The sequence below is a fragment of the Sphingobacterium sp. KH_072 genome, assembly GCF_057837975.1.
Map to the genome: position 1 here is coordinate 1,497,980 of NZ_CM174457.1, position 20,322 is coordinate 1,518,301.

Sequence of the window (20,322 nt, forward strand, 5' to 3'; positions counted from 1 at the left end):
TTAAGCAATCTGGGATTAGTAAAATGCATCATTTCATCTTGATATATTAACTATTGGGTTATTTATAGGCGCCAATGGGTTTTCGCTTTACATCGCTTTTAACCGATTGTAGACGGGAATAGAATGAAAACCAACCCATTTTATCAATCAAGCTTAATTCATTGCCGTAAATAGGACTCAATTGCACTAGTGAGATAGCATAATTTTTGCTCAAGGTGAAGTTCGTTGATGTACCTAAGTCTTTGGATACGTCGTGCACTAAGAAATGCTCCATCGTGGAATCTGCTGCAATGGGCTGTCCAAAACGAATAATCTGCCCAACATCGAATGGGCAGTCACCCCGTAAATGGCTGACCAGGAAACCAAGCACATGTCCCCAATTGTCTAAATTACTTTTGATCTGAATCACCAATTCGCGACCAACGGCGCTTTCAGTTTCTTCTTTCGCCGCTGAAAGTCCGTAGCTGTATGCTGTCATGTATTCTGCATTTGGGAAATTTTTGAAGATCAGCACAAATACAGTGGGCAGCTTTTTATTGCTCGACGGGTGGCGATAGACTTCGCATCGTTGACCGATTTCCTTTTCTAAAAGATCTCTAAAACGTTCTACACCGGAACGCATAAAATGAGGTTTTTTGAACAATGACATGACGTTTTGTAAGGGCTGTGTCTGCAAACATACACATTGACTGTTATTTTTTCAGCGGAACGCTGTCATATTGGCCACATTTTTAGAATGGAATATTCCTTGCTAACGTATATGTGAATCATTGCGGCAGCTCAATATTGAGCAGGTGTCGGAGTTATGTGATAACCGATAATTAAAATTGCGCATAAGAAGCGCATAAATTGATAAACACACAATAGAAACTATAGATATGGCAGAAAAAGGTACGATTTCGATCCACACGGAAAACATCTTCCCAGTGATCAAGAAATTTTTATATTCTGATAACGAGATTTTTTTAAGAGAGTTGGTGTCCAATGCCGTAGATGCTTCTCAAAAGATTAAGCGCTTATCTTCACTAGGTCAGTTTGGCGGTGAAGTGGGCGATTTGACGGTAGATGTCAAATTTGACGAAACAGCAAAAACCATTACGATCTCCGACAATGGATTAGGCATGACGGCAGATGAGATCAAAAAATACATCAACCAAATTGCATTCTCAGGAGCGACCGAGTTCATGGAGAAATTCAAGGAAGCGAATGATGCGAATGAGATCATTGGTCGCTTTGGTTTAGGCTTTTACTCCGCTTTTATGGTTGCCGACCGCGTAGAGATCCAATCTTTATCGTATCAAGAAGGATCAGAGCCAGCGCACTGGACCTGTGATGGTAGCACATCTTATGAGATCTCCGAAGGTTCGCGTACGGAGCGTGGTACCGATGTTATCTTGCACGTAAATGCAGATTCGGAAGAGTTTTTGAACAAGAGCCGTTTAGAAGAGATTCTGAACAAATACGCTAAGTTTTTGCCCGTTCCAGTTCGTTTCGGTACGAAATCTACCAGCGAGCCAGATGGTGAAGACGAAGAAGGCAAACCTAAATACAAAACCGTTGAGGTAGATAATGTCATCAACAATACCAACCCGGCATGGACCAAATCTCCTTCGGAATTGACCGATGAAGATTATTTGTCATTCTACCGTGAATTGTACCCGTACGCGATGGATGAGCCATTATTCTGGATTCATTTGAACGTAGATTACCCTTTCAACTTGACGGGTATTTTGTATTTCCCGAAAATCAAAAATGACCTAGAAGTACAGCGCAATAATATCAAATTGTATTCTCGTCAGGTATTCATCACCGACGAAGTGAAAGATATCGTTCCAGAATTCTTGATGTTGCTACACGGTGTGATCGATTCACCAGATATTCCGTTGAATGTATCGCGCTCTTTCTTGCAGGCTGACGGCAATGTAAAGAAGATCAATACCTACATTACGAAGAAGGTTGCTGATAAATTGCAGGAGATCTACAAATCTGACCGCAAAGGATTCGAAGAAAAATGGAATGACATCGGTCTTTTCATCAAATACGGTATGTTGAGCGATGACAAATTCGCTGAGAAAGCGAATGAATTTTGCTTGTTGAAAAATACCGATGGCGAGCACTATACCATCAAAGAATACTATGAGAAAGTCAAAGATATTCAGGTAGATAAAGATGGTAACATCATCTATTTGTACACGCACGATACCGCGCAGCAAGACGGTTTTATCAGCGGTGCAAAAGCGAAAGGATACGATGTATTGGTTTTAGATGGTCCTTTAGATACGCATATCACTTCTTATTTGGAGCAAAAAGGCGGCGAGAAGGTGCAGCTGAAACGTGTCGACGCAGATGTTGCCGAGAAATTGATTGAGAAAGACGAGCAGATCGAAGCAGTTTTAACGGAAGACGAAAGCAAGCATGCGACAGAGTTATTTGAAAAAGCCATCACGCGTACGGATATGAAAGTTGAAGTGGCGGCATTGAGTGCTGGAGATCTACCTGTTTCTGTAACCATCGATGAATTTATGCGTCGTATGAAAGATATGGCCAAAACTGGTGGCGGCGGTATGGGCTTTTACGGCGAATTGCCAGATCAGTACAAAGTGACTGTGAATGGTAATCACCCTTTGGTGAAGCGTATTTTGGAAAGTTCGGATGAAGAAGGTGCGCGCTTAGCGAAGCAAGCATTTGACTTGGCATTGCTTTCTAGAGGTTTGTTGACTGGAGCAGAGTTGACTTCCTTTGTGAAGCGCAGTGTGGAGATGATTTAATCATCTAGCAACATATTTTGTAAAAGGTGTTCTTCGGAGCACCTTTTTTGCATTTATAGTAATTTTGATACTAAAACATTTTTACAGATACCCTGTTTTTAAGGAGTGTGCTGTACCTTGACCTCGGCACATTTATAAGCGTAAAGGAATAGAAATCGAACGAAGTTCATAACAATTATAATCAAGCAAATATGTCAGTAGAAAAATTCAAAGCACTGCACGAGCAGGACAAGCCATTTGTACTAGGAAATGTTTGGGATGCACATACGGCCAAAGTGGCCGAAGAATTAGGTTTTCAAGGATTGGGAAGTTCTAGCCACGCTATCGCTAATATATTGGGCTACGAAGATGGACAAAACATCAGTGTAGACGAGATCCTTTTTGTGGTCGAGCGTATCGTAAAAGCTGTAAATATTCCAGTATCGGTGGATTTTGAAGCCGGTTATTCTTCTGATCCGGAAGAGGTGGCCGCGCATGTCAAGCAATTGGTTGAAGTGGGTGTTGTCGGGATCAATCTAGAAGATGGCGTCGTGAAAGATGGTAAACGCGGCATGGAAGATCCACAGGTATTGGCGCATAAGATCAAAGCAATCAAAGCGGTGACAAATATTTTTATCAATGCACGTGCAGATACGTATACGACCAAACATCCTGACGCGTTGGCCGAATCGATCAAAAGAGCACAAATTTATGCGGATGCAGGTGCGGATGGTATTTTTTTGCCAGTAATAGAGAAGGAAGAAGATATCAAGCAGTTCATTCAAGAAATCAAATTGCCATTGAACGTGTTTGCCACGCCAAACATTCCTGATTATAAAATCTTAACAGAGCTCGGCGTAAAACGTATCAGCCATGGTGCTAAGCTGTACGAGAAAATCTTCAAAACGACAAAAGAGTTGCTAGGTGATATTCAGAAGGAGCAAGCCTTTGGTAAATTGTATCAGTAAGATAATACCGCTATTTATAAGTTGAAAACGGTTTGCAGATTAGTCTGCAGACCGTTTTTTTTGTGATTTTTCTGTTTTGAATTTAGCGTCTTTGCGAAGCCGAGGCACGAGGCTGCGGCAATCTTTAAAAGAAGATCGTCTTCTCTACAAATTAGATTGCTTTGTCGTACCTCCGCGCAATGACGTAATTTTTAATAAATCGGTTTCCTTTGGAGCTGCCTTCGGCGGTCGTCGTACCTTATCACTATGACGATATGACTTTTTTTAAACAATCTCCGGTGCGCTATTCGTACCTTCTGGTGTGATGGGCGGAGACATCGAAATGCGTGTTTGGCTGAGTGCGCCGGGGAAATTCTCGTTGATGTAGGCAATCATATGCTCACGCACATAACAGCGTAGGTCAAATGCGTGGCCAGAATTTCGGCAGCTCATTAGACAGCGTAATTCCATCGTCTTTTCCTTAAAATCGGTAACCTGTAATACATTTACTTTGCCATCCCAGAGTACGTTGCTTTCCAATAGTTCGGTCAATTTTCCACGTAATTTGTCGACCGGAATCGTAAAATCGACGTGTAGAAATACCGTTCCCAATATTTCTGCGGTGGTTCTAGTCCAGTTTTGAAATGGTTTCTCGATGAAGTAATTTATGGGTAATACGAGCCGTCGTTTATCCCAAATGTTGACCACAACATAGGTGAGGTTGATCTCTTCCACCTTGCCCCATTCGCCTTCTACAATCAATACGTCGTCCATACGAATGGGTTGCGTAAATGCGATTTGCAAACCAGCCAACAGATTTCCTAAGGATTTTTGCGCCGCAAAACCAATAATAATACCACCCACACCCACACCAGTAAGTAATCCGGCTCCAATCTTACGCATATTCTCAAAACTCAACAGCACGATAGCGATCGTGACAATCACAATAAGTGTAATCAGCAGTTTGCGGATAAACTCAATTTGCGTACGGATCTTGCGTTCGCGCAGATTGTTTTCCTTATTGATATCGAATCGATGATAGAGGTAATCTTCAAAAATCCGAATAAAGCGAATAACCACAATTGCGAATGCAAGCGTGATTATAATTTCTGTGATCTTTTCTACGGAGGCATACGTTTGCACGGTAAAACGAGTGAATGGCAATAATCCATTGAATACCAAAAGTGGAATAAAAACGGATAAAATTTTATTAAGATGCCTAATAATGGATTTTATGGCAGAATAAGAGCTACCATTGTTTGCCTGTTGGCGTACGATAGGTAGAAGTACAGCACGGATCATAAAACCCAAAACCACCGAGAAAATAATGACGAGTACATTCCAAGTCCATGCGGGCATTTTGAACGCAAGTTCAGTCAGGTCGATTGTCATATCTTTTTTATGATAAATTACAACCGTATAACAGACCTATCGCTCGGTAGTTTTTAGTTTTTACGATTTGCGTATCCTAAGATTAGTTTCAGGAATATCTGCAAAAAAACTAATGCTTATCTAATCAGGCTTAACAAGTCATCTTTACCCATTTTTAGAGATTTCGAAGCATTGGATGAAATCAATACGCCGGCGAGGTCGCGCTTTTTTTGCTGCAGCTTCATCATCTTTTGCTCTACCGTATCTAGTGCGATAAAGCGTATTGCCATGACATGTTTCTCTTGTCCGATCCGATAGCTGCGATCGATTGCTTGGTTTTCAACCGCTGGATTCCACCACGGATCCATCAAAAAGACATAATCTGCCGCCGTTAAGTTTAAGCCCACACCGCCTGCTTTGAGGCTGACTAAAAATACGCGCCGATCATCGCTATTTTGAAACTGCTCCACTTCATTCGCCCGATCAACCGTTTTTCCGGTGAGATACGAATACGCAAGGGCACGATCATCTAAGTGAGTGCGGATCAAGTTCAGCATCCCCACGAACTGAGAGAAAATGACGACTTTATGTTGCGAAATAATACTATCTAATTGTTCCAACATCGCATCAATCTTAGCAGAAATAGCTTCTTCGTAACCCTCTTTTAGTAAGGCAGGCGCATTGGCTATCTGTCGCAAACGCGTCAGTCCGGCCAGCACATTCATACTATTTCTTTCTAATTCATCCTCATCGTACTGTGCTACATAATTCCGTAGCTCCGCTTCGTAGGTATCATAAATGGTGCGTTGTTTTTCACCTAATTCACAATAGACAATCATCTCCGTTTTCTCCGGTAACTCAGTAGCCACTTGCTTTTTAGTACGCCGTAAGATAAACGGAGCAGTATATTTCTGTAATTCTGCTGCGCGTTGATGATCGTCAAAACGATCAATTGGCGTAGAATAGGTATCTCTGAAATAAGTCATATTGCCGAGCAAACCAGGACACGCACAGGAAAGCTGACCGTACAAATCATATGTGCTGTTTTCTATTGGAGTACCTGTCAATACAAAACGATTGCGGCTTTTTAATTGGATGGCAGATTTGTAGCGTATCGATGAAGGGTTTTTAATCGCTTGCGATTCGTCTAAGATGATGCTGTCGAATGAGAATTTTTTGATGCGGGTAATATCCGAAACCATGACACCATAAGTAGTAATCAACACATCAAAGTCTGGCCACTCGGCCAGCGGAAGATCTCTTCCTTTGCCATACAGCATATGCGTGGAAAGGGAAGGTGCATACGTTTGAATTTCGTTTTCCCAATTGAAGAGGAGCGACGTCGGGACGATTACTAGTGCCGTGCGCTTCTGATCTGTTTGACTGCGTTGCGATAGTAGCAATGCTATTATTTGCAGCGTTTTGCCCAAACCCATATCATCTGCCAAGCAACCGCCAAAATTGAAATTATCCAAAGCAGACAACCAAGCCAAACCTTGGATCTGGTAGGTACGGAGCTTGGCTTGTAGTGCCTCATGCACTTCTATTTCCGGAAACGCTTTCTGATTGTGAAGTCGCTGAATGTAAAGATTGATTTCTCGTCTGGTTTCGGGTGACAATTCGACTTCGTCATCTAAATCATGCAATTGAGCAAAGCGGGTTTTAGGGATATCCAAGTGCTCCTCCTGCACAGTCCCCAGCGCAAAAAAGTTAATTAATTTATCGATCCATTCTTTTGGTAGAATACCACGCGTGCCATCGTCTAAAGTTACATAGCGATTCTTATTGCGAATGGCTCGGTATAATTGCTTTACCGATGCCTGTTGATTGCCATAAGTTGCTGTAATTTTGGCGTTGAACCAATCGGTGCCGCTGAGTATTTTGATGTCGACTTTTGCCGTATGGATATTGACCTTGTCCAGTTTTAGGTTTTGAGCACCTAGAATGCGAATACCTTCTTGGCGCAGACGCTCAAAAATGGGCAAAAACCAATCATTTGCTACAAATGCTTCGTGGTGCAGGTAGAAGAAATCACGTTCGTGCCATTGTTCCGCAAAATGCGGATGCTGCGCAGCTAAAAGTGCTTTAAAACTGCTCTCCAAGTCTTCATTTCGCTGCACGAGATACACATTGCCATTGGCATCCAATCCTTTGATTTGTTTTTTTGTCACCAAAGGAATCTCCATCGCTCCATAGCGTACCACGGGCGTTAGATATACAAAACTGCCGCGCTGTGCCAGGTAGATAATCTTCTGGGTATCTTCTTGTATGATCTGCTTTTCTTCTTTTGTGGCCGCACGGATGGTGGCGTATTGGACCTCAATTGCATCTTCTAAGGGCTCTAAAATGATTTTTTCAAAATCATCGTACTTTGACTCGTGAATCAATAATATCTCTGGGCGCTTGCGAAAATATTCGATCAGGCGTAGCATATGCACATTGTCAATCAGCGAAAAGACTTGATCTTTATGTAGGAAATAGCGATGCTTAATCCGAAGTGTTTTAATTGGCAACTCCTGTTCATGCCAACGTAATGTAGCCTTGAGTTCGTAAAATGGTTGCCGTTTGAATACCCTAAGCACAATCGTTGCTTGCAACATTTCCAAACTAATCGGTTGGATGCTTTTGGCCGTTATGTTGTCAGAAATTGCGCGATCATGAATATAAACGGGAAGCGATAGGGGATTACGTTGTATGGCGATTAACGCTGCCAGATCTTGCTCTTCATCTCTTTCTTCGTATGCGTTGACAAAAGTGCCTAAAGCGGAGTAAAATTTGACTGCCGAAGCACTCTGCTCTTTCCATAACATACTTTGTGCATCAAGAAATTGAAAAGGCGCCTTGGGTTTGCCTGATTGCGTCTTACTTACGCTTAACAAGTCAAAGCGCAATTGTGAATAAAACTTATGTAATCCCAGCACAAGGATATTTTGTTTTGCGGTATCGGCACCTATTTCCCGATCAATAATTGCTGGCAGGGGAATTCCACCCGCATTTTCATCCTGCAAATCAAGGATGGCTTCATTGGCTGGTAGTACGCGGATAGATCCCTTATCATAAACCAAATCAAAATACAAATCTAGATCAGATTCTGACTCGAGGCCATAAGGCTTAGCGTATGGCACCATTATTTCGCGCCTCGACATTGTTGCAAAGAACACACGATATGCCGTAATATGAGAAACAGCGAAAATCGCTAAATACTCGTATTTGGACAGACTACTCTGATCGCAATCCTGTGCAGAGCTGCGCACACGAATACCCGTAGCACTTTGTCCTACGCGAATTCTGAGATCTTGCCCCAGATCTTGCGCAGCGATAAACTCTACATAGTTGAGCCGGATGTCTGAAACGCGCAATTGATACATCGCTGTTTTTGCGAATGCCGTATCGGGTGTGGGATAATGCTGTAGCAGCATTAATTCGCTCAGTTCATCGAACGAAATTGCTTGCAATTGGTACGTGCCGTCTGATAATCTCACGCTGTAAAAATACCTTAAATCGTGAAAAACTGTTCTAGCTCTGGCAATGTCTCTTCCGATTTGGCCATATCTTTCACAATTCTACCGCGTTCCAGTGCAATAATTCTGCTGGATACGTCAACCGTGTGAGACAAGTCATGACTGGATATTAGCATAGTCTTGTCACCTGTAGCAGTTAGATCTTTAATGATATGTTTTAGTCGTATTTGTGTACTCGGATCCAGATTAGCAAAAGGTTCGTCCCAGATAATGACCTGAGGATCGCCAATAAGTGTCGAGATAATGCCAATTTTCTTTTGATTTCCTTTGGATAAATCGCGAATATAGGTGCCCCGATTCAGAACCTCGCCGTTGAAAAAATCTTGATATTGCTCCAATAGCTGGTTCACCTGAACACGCTCTACCTGTCGTAATTCGGCAATAAAATATAAAAATTCTTCAGGCGTAAGATAGCCAATCAAGAAACTCTCATCCAGATCTGCGCTGGTCCAATTTTTCCATTCGTCAGAATCCGACACGGCTAATCCCTGATGAAGTACGCTACCTGAGGAAGCCGGAATAAGATCCAGCAGAATGCTGAACAACGTAGTTTTTCCAGCGCCATTATTGCCCACCAAACCTATACAATCTCCTTGGTGGATTTGTAAAGTCGGGATTTGTAAAACCGTCTGACCGTTGTATGTTTTGCTTATGTCAATAATGTCAATCATGCGCTGTGTCATATTACTCACTTATCTGTTTAAAACCTTCTAAAATAGCGTATTTACGCACTTGATATCGTCTGGCGATCCTTCTTAAAAAAACATTTCTTAAACATAATCCAATTATTCCTACTGCCGCAAAAAGTACACATGTAACTTCAAAACTAGCAAAAGCATGGATAATCGACCAAAGAATTACTGGAATAACCATTGCTGGTAGCATGATAATCCATTGCGTAGCGCCCATACCCTGATAATTGAAAAATTGAGACTTGTCTAAATCTACCCGTTTCTTGTTATACGTGCCAAAATACAGAATGATCGGCACATTGATGCCGACATTATATATAGCGGTCACGATGTTTATCATCAAAATCTCTGTGCCAAAATAGACATAAGGAATTGTGAACATCGTGGTCAGGATTATACTGCCGTAAAACAACATTGATTTGGCACCGATATAATCTTTAAAGTCAATACGCTGCGTATTGATCAGCGAATAATAAGAACTATCCCAAGCTGGAACAAATTGACCAAAGTTAAACATGAAAAGCCCGGTCATGAAGATCCCTACAAATACAAACATATCTTGACTATTTGCATTTTGATTGGGATAAAATATCAATCCATATAATAGACCTATTAGGCCAGTCGTTAGCATAGTTTTAGTCCGTTTATTCCGCCATAATAATTTAACATCCAAACGGATTAGCGGTGCATAACGCCCGAACTGATCTATCCACTGTAAATCTGGTGCAGCTATTGATCGTTTGCTTTGATTCGTATTACCTTCCAGATAAAGTCGCTGCCGCAAGGAGCGATAAATCCATAGATATGCTGCCGCAATTAACAACATTGGCAACAAGCACAAGAGCGGATGCAGCAATACGTACTCGAAGTAAGAAGTAACTTGGTCTACAACAGCAACTACGTTCAGATAATCCAGTAATAGGAACAAAGCAACCAATGTTATCAGTATGCTCACTAGTCGCCAGTTGGCCGATAAGGCATGCTGGAAGGAGAAATTGAAGAAATGTAATGATAGGGAAGTCCCTTGCACTGCGATAAGCCAACCCAGCATTTGTATCCCAGCATAATCTCCGACGGACCAACAGGCAACGGCAAATGGAATAAATAATAATGGCGCTAAGAGATTATAGAAGCTAAATAGACTTTTGGTAAGTAGATAATGCGTGAGCGTGCTCCGCGAAATCCGCTGAATAAGGAAGGGCTTCACGTTCAACATGGGTAGTTGCTGCATAAAGAAACGTACACCCAATTCTGAAACAAAATAAAACAGCAAATAGCGGTTTACCTGCTGCATCGGGAATAGGCTTTCCGAGCTTTCGTCCAGCATATCGTATATGTTGTGCCCTATAGCCCAAAGGCCTGAGGCCAACAGTATACCGAAAATAGCAAGTAGGATTTTAATCGAGATGCTATGTCCGACATGTGCAGAGCGGAAGAGACTTTTCCACTCCAAAGCCAGAAATTTTACGAACATATTAGACTATTTATGGTAAACGCTCTAAAGCTATAATTTTCTCTTCTAAGATATAGAAAATAGCTAATTGTTGTGATACAAAGGTCAACAATAATCATGATTTGACGTTATATATAGGAAGAACAATCTCGGGAATTCTCGAGAAAATACATTTATCTACAGAACATAAATAGCGCTATACTCATGGCAATTATTGGAGAGATTATAAAGAGAGCAATAAAAGTAAACGGTTTAATTACGTCACACACCAGCCCAGAAGCGGCGCAACTAGAGGTGCTAAAAGACTTATTATCTAGAGCAAAGCAAACGGCGTTTGGCAGACAGTTTGGATTTGAAGAAATACTACAGTCTAAAGATCCAGTCCGGATGTTTCAAGAACAAGTACCCATTTTTGATTACGATAAGTTGTATGCAGAATGGTGGCATTTTTTGGAAGAAGGGCACGAGAATGTCACTTGGCCTGGAGGGCAGCGTTTTTTCGCGCTAAGTAGTGGTACCACGAGTAACAGTAAGGCTATACCGGTCACGGACGATATGGTAGACGCCATTCGTAGATCAGGTATCCAACAAGTGCTCAGCATGAAAAATTTTGATATGCCGGCAGAAGTGTTTGAAAAAGACATCATGATGCTGGGCAGTAGCACCAATCTGAAAGATCATCATGGATTTTTGGCGGGAGAGATTAGTGGTATCACAGCAGCGAACCTGCCGATGTGGTTTCGCAAATTCTACAAGCCGGGTAAAAAAATAGCCGCTAGCGATACCTGGGAACAACGCGTAAAACGTATTGCCAAAGCTGCTCCAAAGTGGGATGTCGGTACCATTAGCGGGATTCCTTCTTGGGCTGAACTGATGCTCAAAGAAATCATTCGCTATAATAAGTTGGAAACCATTCACGATATCTGGCCAAATCTGCAAGTATATACCACGGGTGGCGTGGCTTTCGGTCCTTACCGCAAAAGCTTTGAAAAGTTGTTTTCCAAACCCGTGACGTACATTGACACGTATTTGGCTTCAGAAGGCTATTTGGCTACGCAGAAAAGACCAGATACCAATGCCATGTCTTTAATTGTGGATAATGGCATCTTTTTCGAATTTGTACCTTTCAAACCAGAAAATATGGACGAAGAAGGTCGTGTGCGGCAAGATGCGGAAGTCTTAGCGTTGAAAGACGTACAGGAAGGGGAGGAGTATGTACTCCTGATCTCTACCGTCGCGGGAACGTGGCGTTATATGATTGGCGATACGGTGATGGTGGCAAATAAGGAGCTTGGTGAAATCACGATTAGCGGTCGTACCAAGCATTTTCTAAATGTAGTTGGCGAACAATTGTCGGTTAATCAGATGAATCAAGCAATTCAAAAGGTTCAGGACAAGTTTGATATTCAGATTCAGGAGTTCACGGTAGCAACAGTTTCTGATGAAGGGAAATATGTCTCGAAATGGTATTTGGGTGCTGATCGGGATTTTGAATCTACAGATCTGAGCACATTTTTGGATACTGAACTCAGCAATAGTAATAAGAACTATAAAGTAGCGCGTAACCAGTCACTCTCCGATGTTCAGGTGCAGGTCGTGCCTGTTGCACATTTTCATGATTGGAGTGCTAATTTTAAAAAGCTTGGCGGACAAACCAAGATTCCACGGGTGATGAAAGAAGAGGAGTTTAAAGATTTCGAAGCGCATCTAGCAAAGCTGTAATTGTACGATAAAGAGCCGGTATTACCGGCTCTTTTGTTCTTCTTGCTCAATAGTTTCTGCAATATTCGTTTCCTCTTCCAAAATAAGCTCTTTCTCACGAAGGTTGCTTCCTTCCAAGTCATCTACCAAAGCAACGATATCATCAGGAGATAAATAGAGGCGGGCAATCTTGTCTTTATACGCTGAAGATAATCCACTATGACCCAAAATAAACTCCTTCGTTGCCAAAATATAGGAAGCCATGCCTCGATGTACTGCGAAAGTGTCTGCTACACGCTCTGCCTTTCTAATGTATGTTTTGGAAAGCCAGTACAGTAGTCCGAATCGCGCGATTCCCATCGTACTTCTCTGTTCGTAGTCCATGATATGACCCAACTCATGACCGATCCATCCAATCAGTACGTTTGGGTCGACTTGGTGAAGCGGTTCTATGCTGTGCTTTAATTTAAAAACCGGACTCATTAATACATCATAAGTTCGGTTTTTGCGCGTGCCAAACAAGGTGCTCACCTGCGGCCTGGCTGCCATGATGGATCCATTTAAGGCTCTTGTAAACTTAAAGCGAATTCGGGTATTGTTTAATTCTGGATAATGAGAAAGTGCTGTAAGCACTTCATGGCGTATTACATTAGGAATCTCCTTGTCAATGGTCTCTGTATCTGTTCGTATCATATTCCGTTTTGTATATCTTCTTCAATACGGGGCAAATTCCACTCCAAAACGCCTCTTTTGTCTAAAACTTTTTACAAAAAACCCTGTTGTAATTCATAGAGATACATTAAATCTAAATACTTATGAACGATAACGATAACAAGCAAAAGAAGGCGGAAGAACGTGGAAAAGCAGAAAACGAAAAAGCAAATTACACGAACTTTCCCCCTGAAAAAGACGATGTAGAAGGAACTCAAAGAGAAGATGATCCTGATATCGAGGAGACACAAGATGAAGATGAATTGGATGCGCCACAAGGACCATTAGCTGGCAATGCTGATGGAAATGTAGATCCTGAAGAGAAGGAAGATTAAGTTTCAATAAACCATTAGGTAAAATTAAAGGCTATTTGCTCTAAGCAAATAGCCTTTAATTTTATACGGCCCTCATCAGATCTCATTTTGCAGAGCAAAAAGAAAGTCCGACGGAATAGATCTATCGGACTTTCTCTATACAGGATTAATTTAATATTATTTCAAATTATTGATTTCCTGCTGTTCTTTTAGTTTCGCAATGTTGTTTTTATCACCAAACTCTTCCGTTTTCTGTTGGAATGAATCTAAGATGGCCTGAATGGCTTCTGCATTATGCGCAGTACGCTCATAGATTTCAGGTATTTTTTCTTCGATTGTTTTGTCGCCGAGTTCAATGTTATCGACTTCAATCTTACCTATTTTTTCCAAAACTGCTTGCTGACTGTGTCTAACATCCTCAAGCTCTCTGGAAATCTTTTCCATCAACTCAAACTTTTTCAACTTGTCCATAATATATTCTGTTGTTTCTTAACTATAGAACAAGTGGAAGTTAAAAAGGTTTTACTCAACTACAACACCCATATTACTGAATTTGTCGATCCGTTCGTTGACCAACGTATCTACATCTTTCGCTTTTAGCGTAACAAGATCACTCGATATTTTTGATTTTAACTCTTCTGCCGCTGCTAGGGGATCTTGATGTGCTCCACCAACGGGCTCTTCGATAATACCATCGATTAGGCCATTTTGCAACATATCTTCTGCTCTTAATTTTAATACTTCTGCCGCTTGTTCTTTATGATCCCAGCTTCTCCACAAAATAGAGGAACAAGATTCTGGTGATATAACCGAATACCACGTATTTTGCATCATGTATACACGATCACCAATACCAATACCTAATGCGCCACCAGAAGCACCTTCACCAATCACGATACAGATTACCGGAACTTTCAGTACCGACATTTCGAGTAAGTTACGTGCAATCGCTTCGCCTTGCCCGCGCTCTTCAGCTTCCAAACCGGGATAAGCACCCATCGTATCGATTAGTGTAATAATTGGTTTACCAAATTTTTCCGCCATTTTCATCAAGCGTAAAGCTTTGCGATAACCTTCTGGGTTAGCCATTCCAAAGTTGCGAAATTGGCGTTCTTTGGTGTTTTTACCTTTTTGATGACCAATAATCATGACAGATTCACCGTTGATCTTGGCAAATCCACCAACAATAGCTTTATCATCACGCACCGTACGGTCTCCGTGGAGCTCCACAAAATCGGTACTGATCATTTCTATATAATCAAATGTCTGCGGACGACCTGGGTGGCGAGACATTTGGACCTTTTGCCATCCGGTCATGTTCTGATAGACCTCAATTTTAGTTTGTGCCAACTTTTCTTCGAGCTCGCGAATAGTAGCACTCATGTCCACTTTCGTCTTTTCGGCAACCTGATTTACTTTCTCAATTTGAGTCTGTAAATCTGCTATTGGCTTTTCAAAATCAAATGTTGTCTCCATATTATTTATTTACTATGCTTGGCAAATAGCTAAGATAGTGATTTTAGATTAGTAATAAATGAGGGTTATACGTTGAAACGAAAGTGCATGATATCACCATCCTGTACCACGTAGGTCTTGCCTTCTACAGAAAGTTTTCCTGCTTCTTTGACGGCGGCTTCTGAACCTAAGCTCACGAAGTCAGCGAATTTGATTACCTCAGCACGAATAAATCCTTTCTCGAAATCGGTATGAATGACACCAGCAGCTTGCGGCGCTGTATACCCTTTTTCGATCGTCCAAGCGCGTACTTCCTGTACACCAGCTGTAAAGTAAGTAGCCAAATCCAATAAATCGTATGCTGCACGGATCAATTTATTGACACCTGACTCCGTCAACCCAAGATCGTCTAAGAACATTTGGCGCTCTTCGTAATCTTCCAATTGTGCAATTTCGGACTCAATCTGCGCAGAGATTACTAAAACGCTAGCGTTCTCATCTTTCACGGCTTCTTTGACACGCTCTACATAAGCATTGCCGGTATTAACAGAAGCTTCGTCCACATTACAAACATACAATACGGGTTTGCTAGTCAGTAACGACAGTTCATCGATGAATTCTAAATCCTCTTCTTGTATAGGCGCAGTACGAGCCGATTTACCAGATTCTAGGTGTGTCTTGATGATGGAAAGAATTTCATAGGTTTTCTTCGCGTCTTTATCTCCACCCGTTTTCGCCATTTTTTCCACTTTTTGGATACGTTTTACCACTGTATCCAAATCTTTTAGCTGCAATTCGGTGTCGATAATTTCTTTGTCACGAATCGGGTCGACTGATCCATCCACGTGGATCACATTGCCGTCATCAAAACAACGAAGAACATGGATGATGGCATTAGTCGTGCGAATATTTCCTAAAAACTGATTGCCTAGTCCTTCACCCTTTGATGCACCTTTTACCAGACCCGCAATGTCTACGATCTCAATCGTATTGGGAACGACACGTTGCGGATTTACTAATTCTGTCAATGTTTTCAAGCGATCATCCGGAACGGTAATTACACCCACATTGGGTTCTATCGTACAAAATGGGAAATTGGCAGCTTGTGCCTTCGCATTTGATAAGCAGTTAAATAAGGTAGATTTACCTACGTTTGGTAAACCGACGATTCCACATTGTAATGCCATAAAAGTCCTAAAAATTTGTGCAAAGATAATAATTTGAAAGAGATTGTTGGGTGCTGTTAGTCTATAACCGATAAATAGCTGTTTATTATTATATTTCGGTCATCCTTTTTTTGTATTTTTGCGATTAAAATTATCACATGTTTGATCATCTAATGGTGGTGATCTGTTTTTTCTTGGTGTTATGATTATGCGCAGTAGGTATTTGATTTTTGGTGTTGCCATTTGGGGCGGTTCGTTTCTAACAAACGCATGCAATTCTACATCCAGTAAAGTCTTGACATCGGTGGCTTACGATACGGTAAGTCCAGATCAGGCTGCATTTACGCCGGCCAGTCTGCTGATGGATAAGTTGGATTCACTGAAGAAAGGTTTGTTGTATTTTGCACCGCTTGATTCGATCAATAAAATTGATCCAAAGGTAGCGCGTAACATGTTGAAAGACTCTATTTATCGCGAGCTTAAGAAAAAACCTAAGCATATCTATCTCACTTTCGACGATGGGCCGTTACTGGGTAGTCAAGCAATTGATTCGATTGTGACTGCCAAAGGCGTGAAAAGCAGCGTGTTTCTTATTGGTAAACATGCCAAGATGAGTAAGATGCTGACCAGGTCTTTGCAAAAATATTTAGACAATCCGCTCGTAGAAGCTTATAACCATAGCTATACACATGCCAATCATCGCTATCAAACTTTTTATGCTGATCCGACAGTAGCCTTTACTGATTTCGTGCGTGCGCAAGAAGATTTGGGGTTGAAGCATAAGGTTGCGCGTTTACCCGGTAGAAATATCTGGATGTTTGGTGATGTAAAACGGTTGGATGGCCGAAATGGTGGTACCACTGCGGAGATGTTACACGAAGATGGATTTCAGGTTTTCGGATGGGATGTAGAATGGCGTTTGAACGGGAAAACCGGCGAATCGCAACAAACTGTGGATATGACTTATAAAGCCATGAAAAAATTCTTGGATAAGAATATGGGCTTGTATCCGAACAATGTAGTTTTATTGATGCACGACGATATGTTTCAACATCCGAAAGCACAAAAGCAGTTAGGTGTACTTATTGATAGCTTGAAGCAACACCCGGATTACAACTTTGAATTCATGACGGACTATCCGAAGAAATATTAAATATTGGTTGCAAGCGCAATCAATATTTTTTTGCCTAAAAGCTGTGATTCACAATACTGCCGCGCTCAAAATCTTTGGTCACAGTGACCGATCGGGGCATACGCTCTTTCAGCTCTTCGACATGCGATATAATGCCGACTACCCGGTTTTCCTGATGTAAATATTGTAACGTGTCGAATACGGTATTGATACTCTCGTGATCCTGCGTTCCGAATCCTTCATCGATGAAAAAGAAGTTTTTGTCGGATTTGTTTAGCGACTGGATATTTTCGGCTAATGCAAGTGCTAGACAAAGTGATGCTTGGAAACTTTGACCACCCGACAGGGTTTTGACAGATCTCCGATGCCCATTATTCAGATTGTCCACCACTTCAAAATCATTCGTATCGCTCACACTTAGGCTGAGTTGGTTCTTCGTCAAGCGGTGAAAACGATGATTGGCGATTTCACACAAACGCTGCATGTGGATGGTGGAGATGTAATTCACAAAACCATTACCTCGAAATAAATTATCCATGATCTTGAGATGATCTGCTCGTTTGCTTAATGTTTCAAACTGCTCATTGAGCTTTTCTTTCTTGGCAAACTCTACTGTCAAATGTCCTAACTCGCGTTCCAAGCCACCAAAGGCCGACAATTCTTCTTCGTAAGCCGAATGCTGCGCAACATAACGATCGCGCGTTGCTGTAAACTTTTCCAATGTATAATCGTCGTGCTGCGTACGGATGGTCAGGTTTTCTACTTGGCGCTGTAACACCTGCTGCTGAATGTCGAATTCCTGAATTTCGCCACGTAATTGAGAGATTGGTAAATCCTTGTCCAAAATTTGCTGTACCTGCGCTAGATCATCGTACTGGTTGCTGGCAAGTAATTGCGCGATCTCTGCCCGACTGGCGGCCAGTGTTTCTCGCAAGGTGCCAAACTGTTCTTTTGATAGTTGGTATTGGCCTGCAATATCTGCAAAGGCATTCTTTTTTTGATTGATACGATCTGTCAGCAACTCATAATCTTCGATTGTGCGCGCAATGTTTAACTCTGTTTGCTGCTTGAGATTGATCAAATCCGATTCACTGTAGCTTTTATACAAGGCATCGTCTAGCGTGTGAAGCTGTTCCGTGTATTGTGTGATAAGTCGTTTTGCTACCGCAATCTGCTCGATAATGGTTTGTAGCCTTTTTTTAAATCTCTCTACTTCATCCGCCTTCTGCGTAGATACGGTGCGAAATTGTTTTATTTCTGATTCTAGATTATGAATCGCTTCCTCGGTTTTTTTGTTTTTCAATTTTTGATCACTAAACAAGGATTTGTCTTCTGGTAAATACAGATCCCAACGGAAGGTCTCTTTATGATTTGCCATTTGCGACTGCAAGGCGCTAAGGTCATGCTCCACCTTTGCCAAACTTTCTGTTTTGTTGAGTGTTGTATTGGCTAATCGCGTAAGCTCATTAGCAAGTTGTTGAATGGCTACTTGCTGCGCTGTCTGTTTGGTTTTTTCTGCTAAGACATTTTCTAGTTCCTTGCCGGCTTGCTCGCCAGACATAGGCTCAGGATGCTCCAGTGCACCACATAAAGGGCATGGTTCACCATTTTGCAAACTGTGTGCAAAGTCGCCCAAACGCACTTGAACCTGTAAATGTGTTTCTTGCTCTCTTAATTGCAATATAGCTTCTTGTAACAGATTTTCCTGTGCTTTGATTTCTTGCTCCCAATCTGCTTTTGTAAACCCTTTTTTCTCAAATTGCGTTTGTATTGCTGCCAATTCGTCTTGCAATTGTTGTTTTTGCAGATTAATCGAGTGAATTTGACTATCTAAATTGTCTTTACCTAAGTACCAAGCTTCGATTTCTAGGAGTTCGGAAGCTTCAAATCTATTCGATTTTAGATCTTCTAACTTTTGCTCTGCATCGACTAGTGACTGATTGTTGTCTGCCAATTCTTGCTTTGACTTTTCTACAAAAGGTTCTCCCTTCTTTAGATTGGCCTGCTCTTGCTGTAGTATCGTTTCGTTTTTACGAATGTGAATCAGGTTTTGCAGGTCGATTTGTTCCTGACGCATTCGATTGATCTGTTTGTAATTCAGTTCCACGACACGCAGATTTTCTTGCAGTATGTCGATCTCTTCCGAGAGCAACTTACGCTGTTCATGAAGCTGCTCCACACGTACGCCTACTGCTTCCTTTTCTCTTTCAAGACGGTGGCGCGCAGCGATGGGCTCACGAAACAGATTGGCCGTTTGTTCGAATATCTTCAATTCATGGCGCAATTGATCGATTTTTTCCTTTTGCTGCAGTAAGGTGCTCAGATCCTGTTTTTTGTTGGCCAATTCTTGGTGGCGCTCTGCGGCTTCTTTTAAAATTTGAACTTGCGTTTGCAACAGATCCAACTCCGTTTTAGACTTTGTGAGCTGCTCTTTTTTTGTATTTAATTGCTGTTCTTTCTCTTGCAGAACTGCTGCGGATATGCCTTCAAAACCGGATAGCGCACCTCTCAAATTTTCGAGCTTCTGGCTATTCGCACTTTGCAGTGTAGAAACCTTTGGGCCTAGATCGTAGCGATTAAGTTGAAATATTTCTTTCAGCATCTCCGAACGTTCTTTGCCTTTCAGCTCCAAAAATTCTTTGAATTGACCTTGCGGAATGATGATGGTACGTCGGAAGTTAGCGTAGGAAAGATTGGTGACTAATGAACCATCGGCAGATTCTAACGGAATCCAACGATCTTTTTCGAATACATAAGCACTACGTTCGATGCTGCTGGTGTCTTCAAATTTGTTTGGTCTACGTCGCCATTGTGCGGTAAATCGAAATTTTTTGCCCTCAAAATTAAGGAAATCAAATACAATTTTTGCCTGTGTAGATTTGAGATTTAGCATGTTGTAGCCACGCTTGTCGGTCTTGTTTAAGCGTTCGGTATCGCCATATAGGGCGAGACTAATCGCTTCGAGAATAGAGGATTTTCCAGATCCAACACTGCCAAAAATACCAAACAAACCTCCTTCGGTAAGAGCCGTAAAATCGATTTCCTGCTTTTCTTGATAGGAATAAAATCCTTCAACACTTAAATATATAGGTAACATGTAAGCAATTTTGGG

At 41.6% G+C, this 20,322-nt stretch carries 15 protein-coding genes; 5 read left to right on the top strand and 10 right to left on the bottom strand.

The features are described 5' to 3' along the window. Nucleotides 1-58: 58 nt before the first annotated feature. Nucleotides 59-649: a suppressor of fused domain protein gene (locus AC3IRT_RS06955; protein WP_489395669.1), complete on the bottom strand. Its 591-nt coding sequence runs from the start codon at nt 647-649 to the stop codon at nt 59-61. Nucleotides 650-878: 229 nt separating this feature from the next. Here AC3IRT_RS06955 and htpG point away from each other — a divergent pair, with 229 nt between their 5' ends. Together htpG and AC3IRT_RS06965 are read left to right on the top strand one after the other, a co-directional pair. Continuing rightward, on the top strand, nt 879-2,768 hold the full coding sequence (gene htpG, locus AC3IRT_RS06960) for a molecular chaperone HtpG (RefSeq protein ID WP_489395670.1): 1,890 nt from the start codon (nt 879-881) through the stop codon (nt 2,766-2,768). Between the two features lie 191 nt (nt 2,769-2,959). Then, nucleotides 2,960-3,715 (top strand): isocitrate lyase/PEP mutase family protein, encoded by a 756-nt coding sequence (locus tag AC3IRT_RS06965; protein ID WP_489395671.1) that lies wholly within the window; start codon nt 2,960-2,962, stop codon nt 3,713-3,715. A gap of 264 nt (nt 3,716-3,979) precedes the next feature. Here the strand turns inward: AC3IRT_RS06965 and AC3IRT_RS06970 are convergent, their stop codons facing one another. The 4 genes from AC3IRT_RS06970 to AC3IRT_RS06985 all read right to left on the bottom strand — a co-directional run bounded on the left by AC3IRT_RS06970 (nt 3,980) and on the right by AC3IRT_RS06985 (nt 10,752). Then, nucleotides 3,980-5,086 carry a mechanosensitive ion channel family protein gene (locus AC3IRT_RS06970; RefSeq protein ID WP_489395672.1) on the bottom strand — a complete coding sequence of 369 codons (1,107 nt, stop codon included), beginning with the start codon at nt 5,084-5,086 and terminating at the stop codon, nt 3,980-3,982. Nucleotides 5,087-5,202: 116 nt separating this feature from the next. Then, nucleotides 5,203-8,547: a DEAD/DEAH box helicase gene (locus AC3IRT_RS06975; protein ID WP_489395673.1), complete on the bottom strand. Its 3,345-nt coding sequence runs from the start codon at nt 8,545-8,547 to the stop codon at nt 5,203-5,205. A gap of 14 nt (nt 8,548-8,561) precedes the next feature. Further along, on the bottom strand, nt 8,562-9,257 hold the full coding sequence (locus AC3IRT_RS06980; protein WP_489395674.1) for an ABC transporter ATP-binding protein: 696 nt from the start codon (nt 9,255-9,257) through the stop codon (nt 8,562-8,564). 13 nt (nt 9,258-9,270) lie between these two features. Further along, nucleotides 9,271-10,752 (bottom strand): DUF5687 family protein, encoded by a 1,482-nt coding sequence (locus tag AC3IRT_RS06985; protein WP_489395675.1) that lies wholly within the window; start codon nt 10,750-10,752, stop codon nt 9,271-9,273. 183 nt (nt 10,753-10,935) lie between these two features. Here AC3IRT_RS06985 and AC3IRT_RS06990 point away from each other — a divergent pair, with 183 nt between their 5' ends. Further along, nucleotides 10,936-12,453, top strand: coding sequence for a GH3 family acyl-acid amido synthetase (locus tag AC3IRT_RS06990; RefSeq protein WP_489395676.1), 1,518 nt, complete (start codon nt 10,936-10,938; stop codon nt 12,451-12,453). Nucleotides 12,454-12,474: 21 nt separating this feature from the next. Here AC3IRT_RS06990 and AC3IRT_RS06995 read toward each other — a convergent pair whose 3' ends face one another. Next, nucleotides 12,475-13,125 (bottom strand): hypothetical protein, encoded by a 651-nt coding sequence (locus AC3IRT_RS06995; RefSeq protein ID WP_489395677.1) that lies wholly within the window; start codon nt 13,123-13,125, stop codon nt 12,475-12,477. A gap of 122 nt (nt 13,126-13,247) precedes the next feature. Here AC3IRT_RS06995 and AC3IRT_RS07000 point away from each other — a divergent pair, with 122 nt between their 5' ends. Continuing rightward, complete coding sequence (locus AC3IRT_RS07000) at nt 13,248-13,478, top strand: hypothetical protein (protein WP_489395678.1); 231 nt, start codon at nt 13,248-13,250, stop codon at nt 13,476-13,478. Between the two features lie 156 nt (nt 13,479-13,634). On the opposite strand, the gene AC3IRT_RS07005 is transcribed toward AC3IRT_RS07000, so the two are convergent. The 3 genes from AC3IRT_RS07005 to ychF all read right to left on the bottom strand — a co-directional run bounded on the left by AC3IRT_RS07005 (nt 13,635) and on the right by ychF (nt 16,099). After that, entirely contained in the window at nt 13,635-13,928 is a 294-nt protein-coding gene (locus AC3IRT_RS07005) for a hypothetical protein (RefSeq protein WP_489395679.1), read from the bottom strand. A gap of 51 nt (nt 13,929-13,979) precedes the next feature. Beyond that, nucleotides 13,980-14,933 carry an acetyl-CoA carboxylase carboxyltransferase subunit alpha gene (locus AC3IRT_RS07010; RefSeq protein ID WP_489395680.1) on the bottom strand — a complete coding sequence of 318 codons (954 nt, stop codon included), beginning with the start codon at nt 14,931-14,933 and terminating at the stop codon, nt 13,980-13,982. A 65-nt stretch (nt 14,934-14,998) separates the two neighbouring features. Further along, entirely contained in the window at nt 14,999-16,099 is a 1,101-nt protein-coding gene (gene ychF, locus AC3IRT_RS07015; RefSeq protein ID WP_489395681.1) for a redox-regulated ATPase YchF, read from the bottom strand. A gap of 181 nt (nt 16,100-16,280) precedes the next feature. Between ychF and AC3IRT_RS07020 the strand changes: the two genes are divergently transcribed. Then, nucleotides 16,281-17,231 carry a polysaccharide deacetylase family protein gene (locus AC3IRT_RS07020; RefSeq protein ID WP_489395682.1) on the top strand — a complete coding sequence of 317 codons (951 nt, stop codon included), beginning with the start codon at nt 16,281-16,283 and terminating at the stop codon, nt 17,229-17,231. A 34-nt stretch (nt 17,232-17,265) separates the two neighbouring features. Here AC3IRT_RS07020 and AC3IRT_RS07025 read toward each other — a convergent pair whose 3' ends face one another. Continuing rightward, nucleotides 17,266-20,307 carry an SbcC/MukB-like Walker B domain-containing protein gene (locus AC3IRT_RS07025; RefSeq protein WP_489395683.1) on the bottom strand — a complete coding sequence of 1,014 codons (3,042 nt, stop codon included), beginning with the start codon at nt 20,305-20,307 and terminating at the stop codon, nt 17,266-17,268. Nucleotides 20,308-20,322 lie beyond the last annotated feature (15 nt).

Coding starts and splice junctions, on each gene's coding strand:
- AC3IRT_RS06955 (WP_489395669.1), bottom strand. CDS start 649: ATGTCATTGTTCAAAAAACCTCATTTTATGCGTTCCGGTGTAGAACGT.
- htpG (WP_489395670.1), top strand. CDS start 879: ATGGCAGAAAAAGGTACGATTTCGATCCACACGGAAAACATCTTCCCA.
- AC3IRT_RS06965 (WP_489395671.1), top strand. CDS start 2,960: ATGTCAGTAGAAAAATTCAAAGCACTGCACGAGCAGGACAAGCCATTT.
- AC3IRT_RS06970 (WP_489395672.1), bottom strand. CDS start 5,086: ATGACAATCGACCTGACTGAACTTGCGTTCAAAATGCCCGCATGGACT.
- AC3IRT_RS06980 (WP_489395674.1), bottom strand. CDS start 9,257: ATGATTGACATTATTGACATAAGCAAAACATACAACGGTCAGACGGTT.
- AC3IRT_RS06985 (WP_489395675.1), bottom strand. CDS start 10,752: ATGTTCGTAAAATTTCTGGCTTTGGAGTGGAAAAGTCTCTTCCGCTCT.
- AC3IRT_RS06990 (WP_489395676.1), top strand. CDS start 10,936: ATGGCAATTATTGGAGAGATTATAAAGAGAGCAATAAAAGTAAACGGT.
- AC3IRT_RS06995 (WP_489395677.1), bottom strand. CDS start 13,125: ATGATACGAACAGATACAGAGACCATTGACAAGGAGATTCCTAATGTA.
- AC3IRT_RS07000 (WP_489395678.1), top strand. CDS start 13,248: ATGAACGATAACGATAACAAGCAAAAGAAGGCGGAAGAACGTGGAAAA.
- AC3IRT_RS07005 (WP_489395679.1), bottom strand. CDS start 13,928: ATGGACAAGTTGAAAAAGTTTGAGTTGATGGAAAAGATTTCCAGAGAG.
- AC3IRT_RS07010 (WP_489395680.1), bottom strand. CDS start 14,933: ATGGAGACAACATTTGATTTTGAAAAGCCAATAGCAGATTTACAGACT.
- ychF (WP_489395681.1), bottom strand. CDS start 16,099: ATGGCATTACAATGTGGAATCGTCGGTTTACCAAACGTAGGTAAATCT.
- AC3IRT_RS07020 (WP_489395682.1), top strand. CDS start 16,281: ATGATTATGCGCAGTAGGTATTTGATTTTTGGTGTTGCCATTTGGGGC.
- AC3IRT_RS07025 (WP_489395683.1), bottom strand. CDS start 20,307: ATGTTACCTATATATTTAAGTGTTGAAGGATTTTATTCCTATCAAGAA.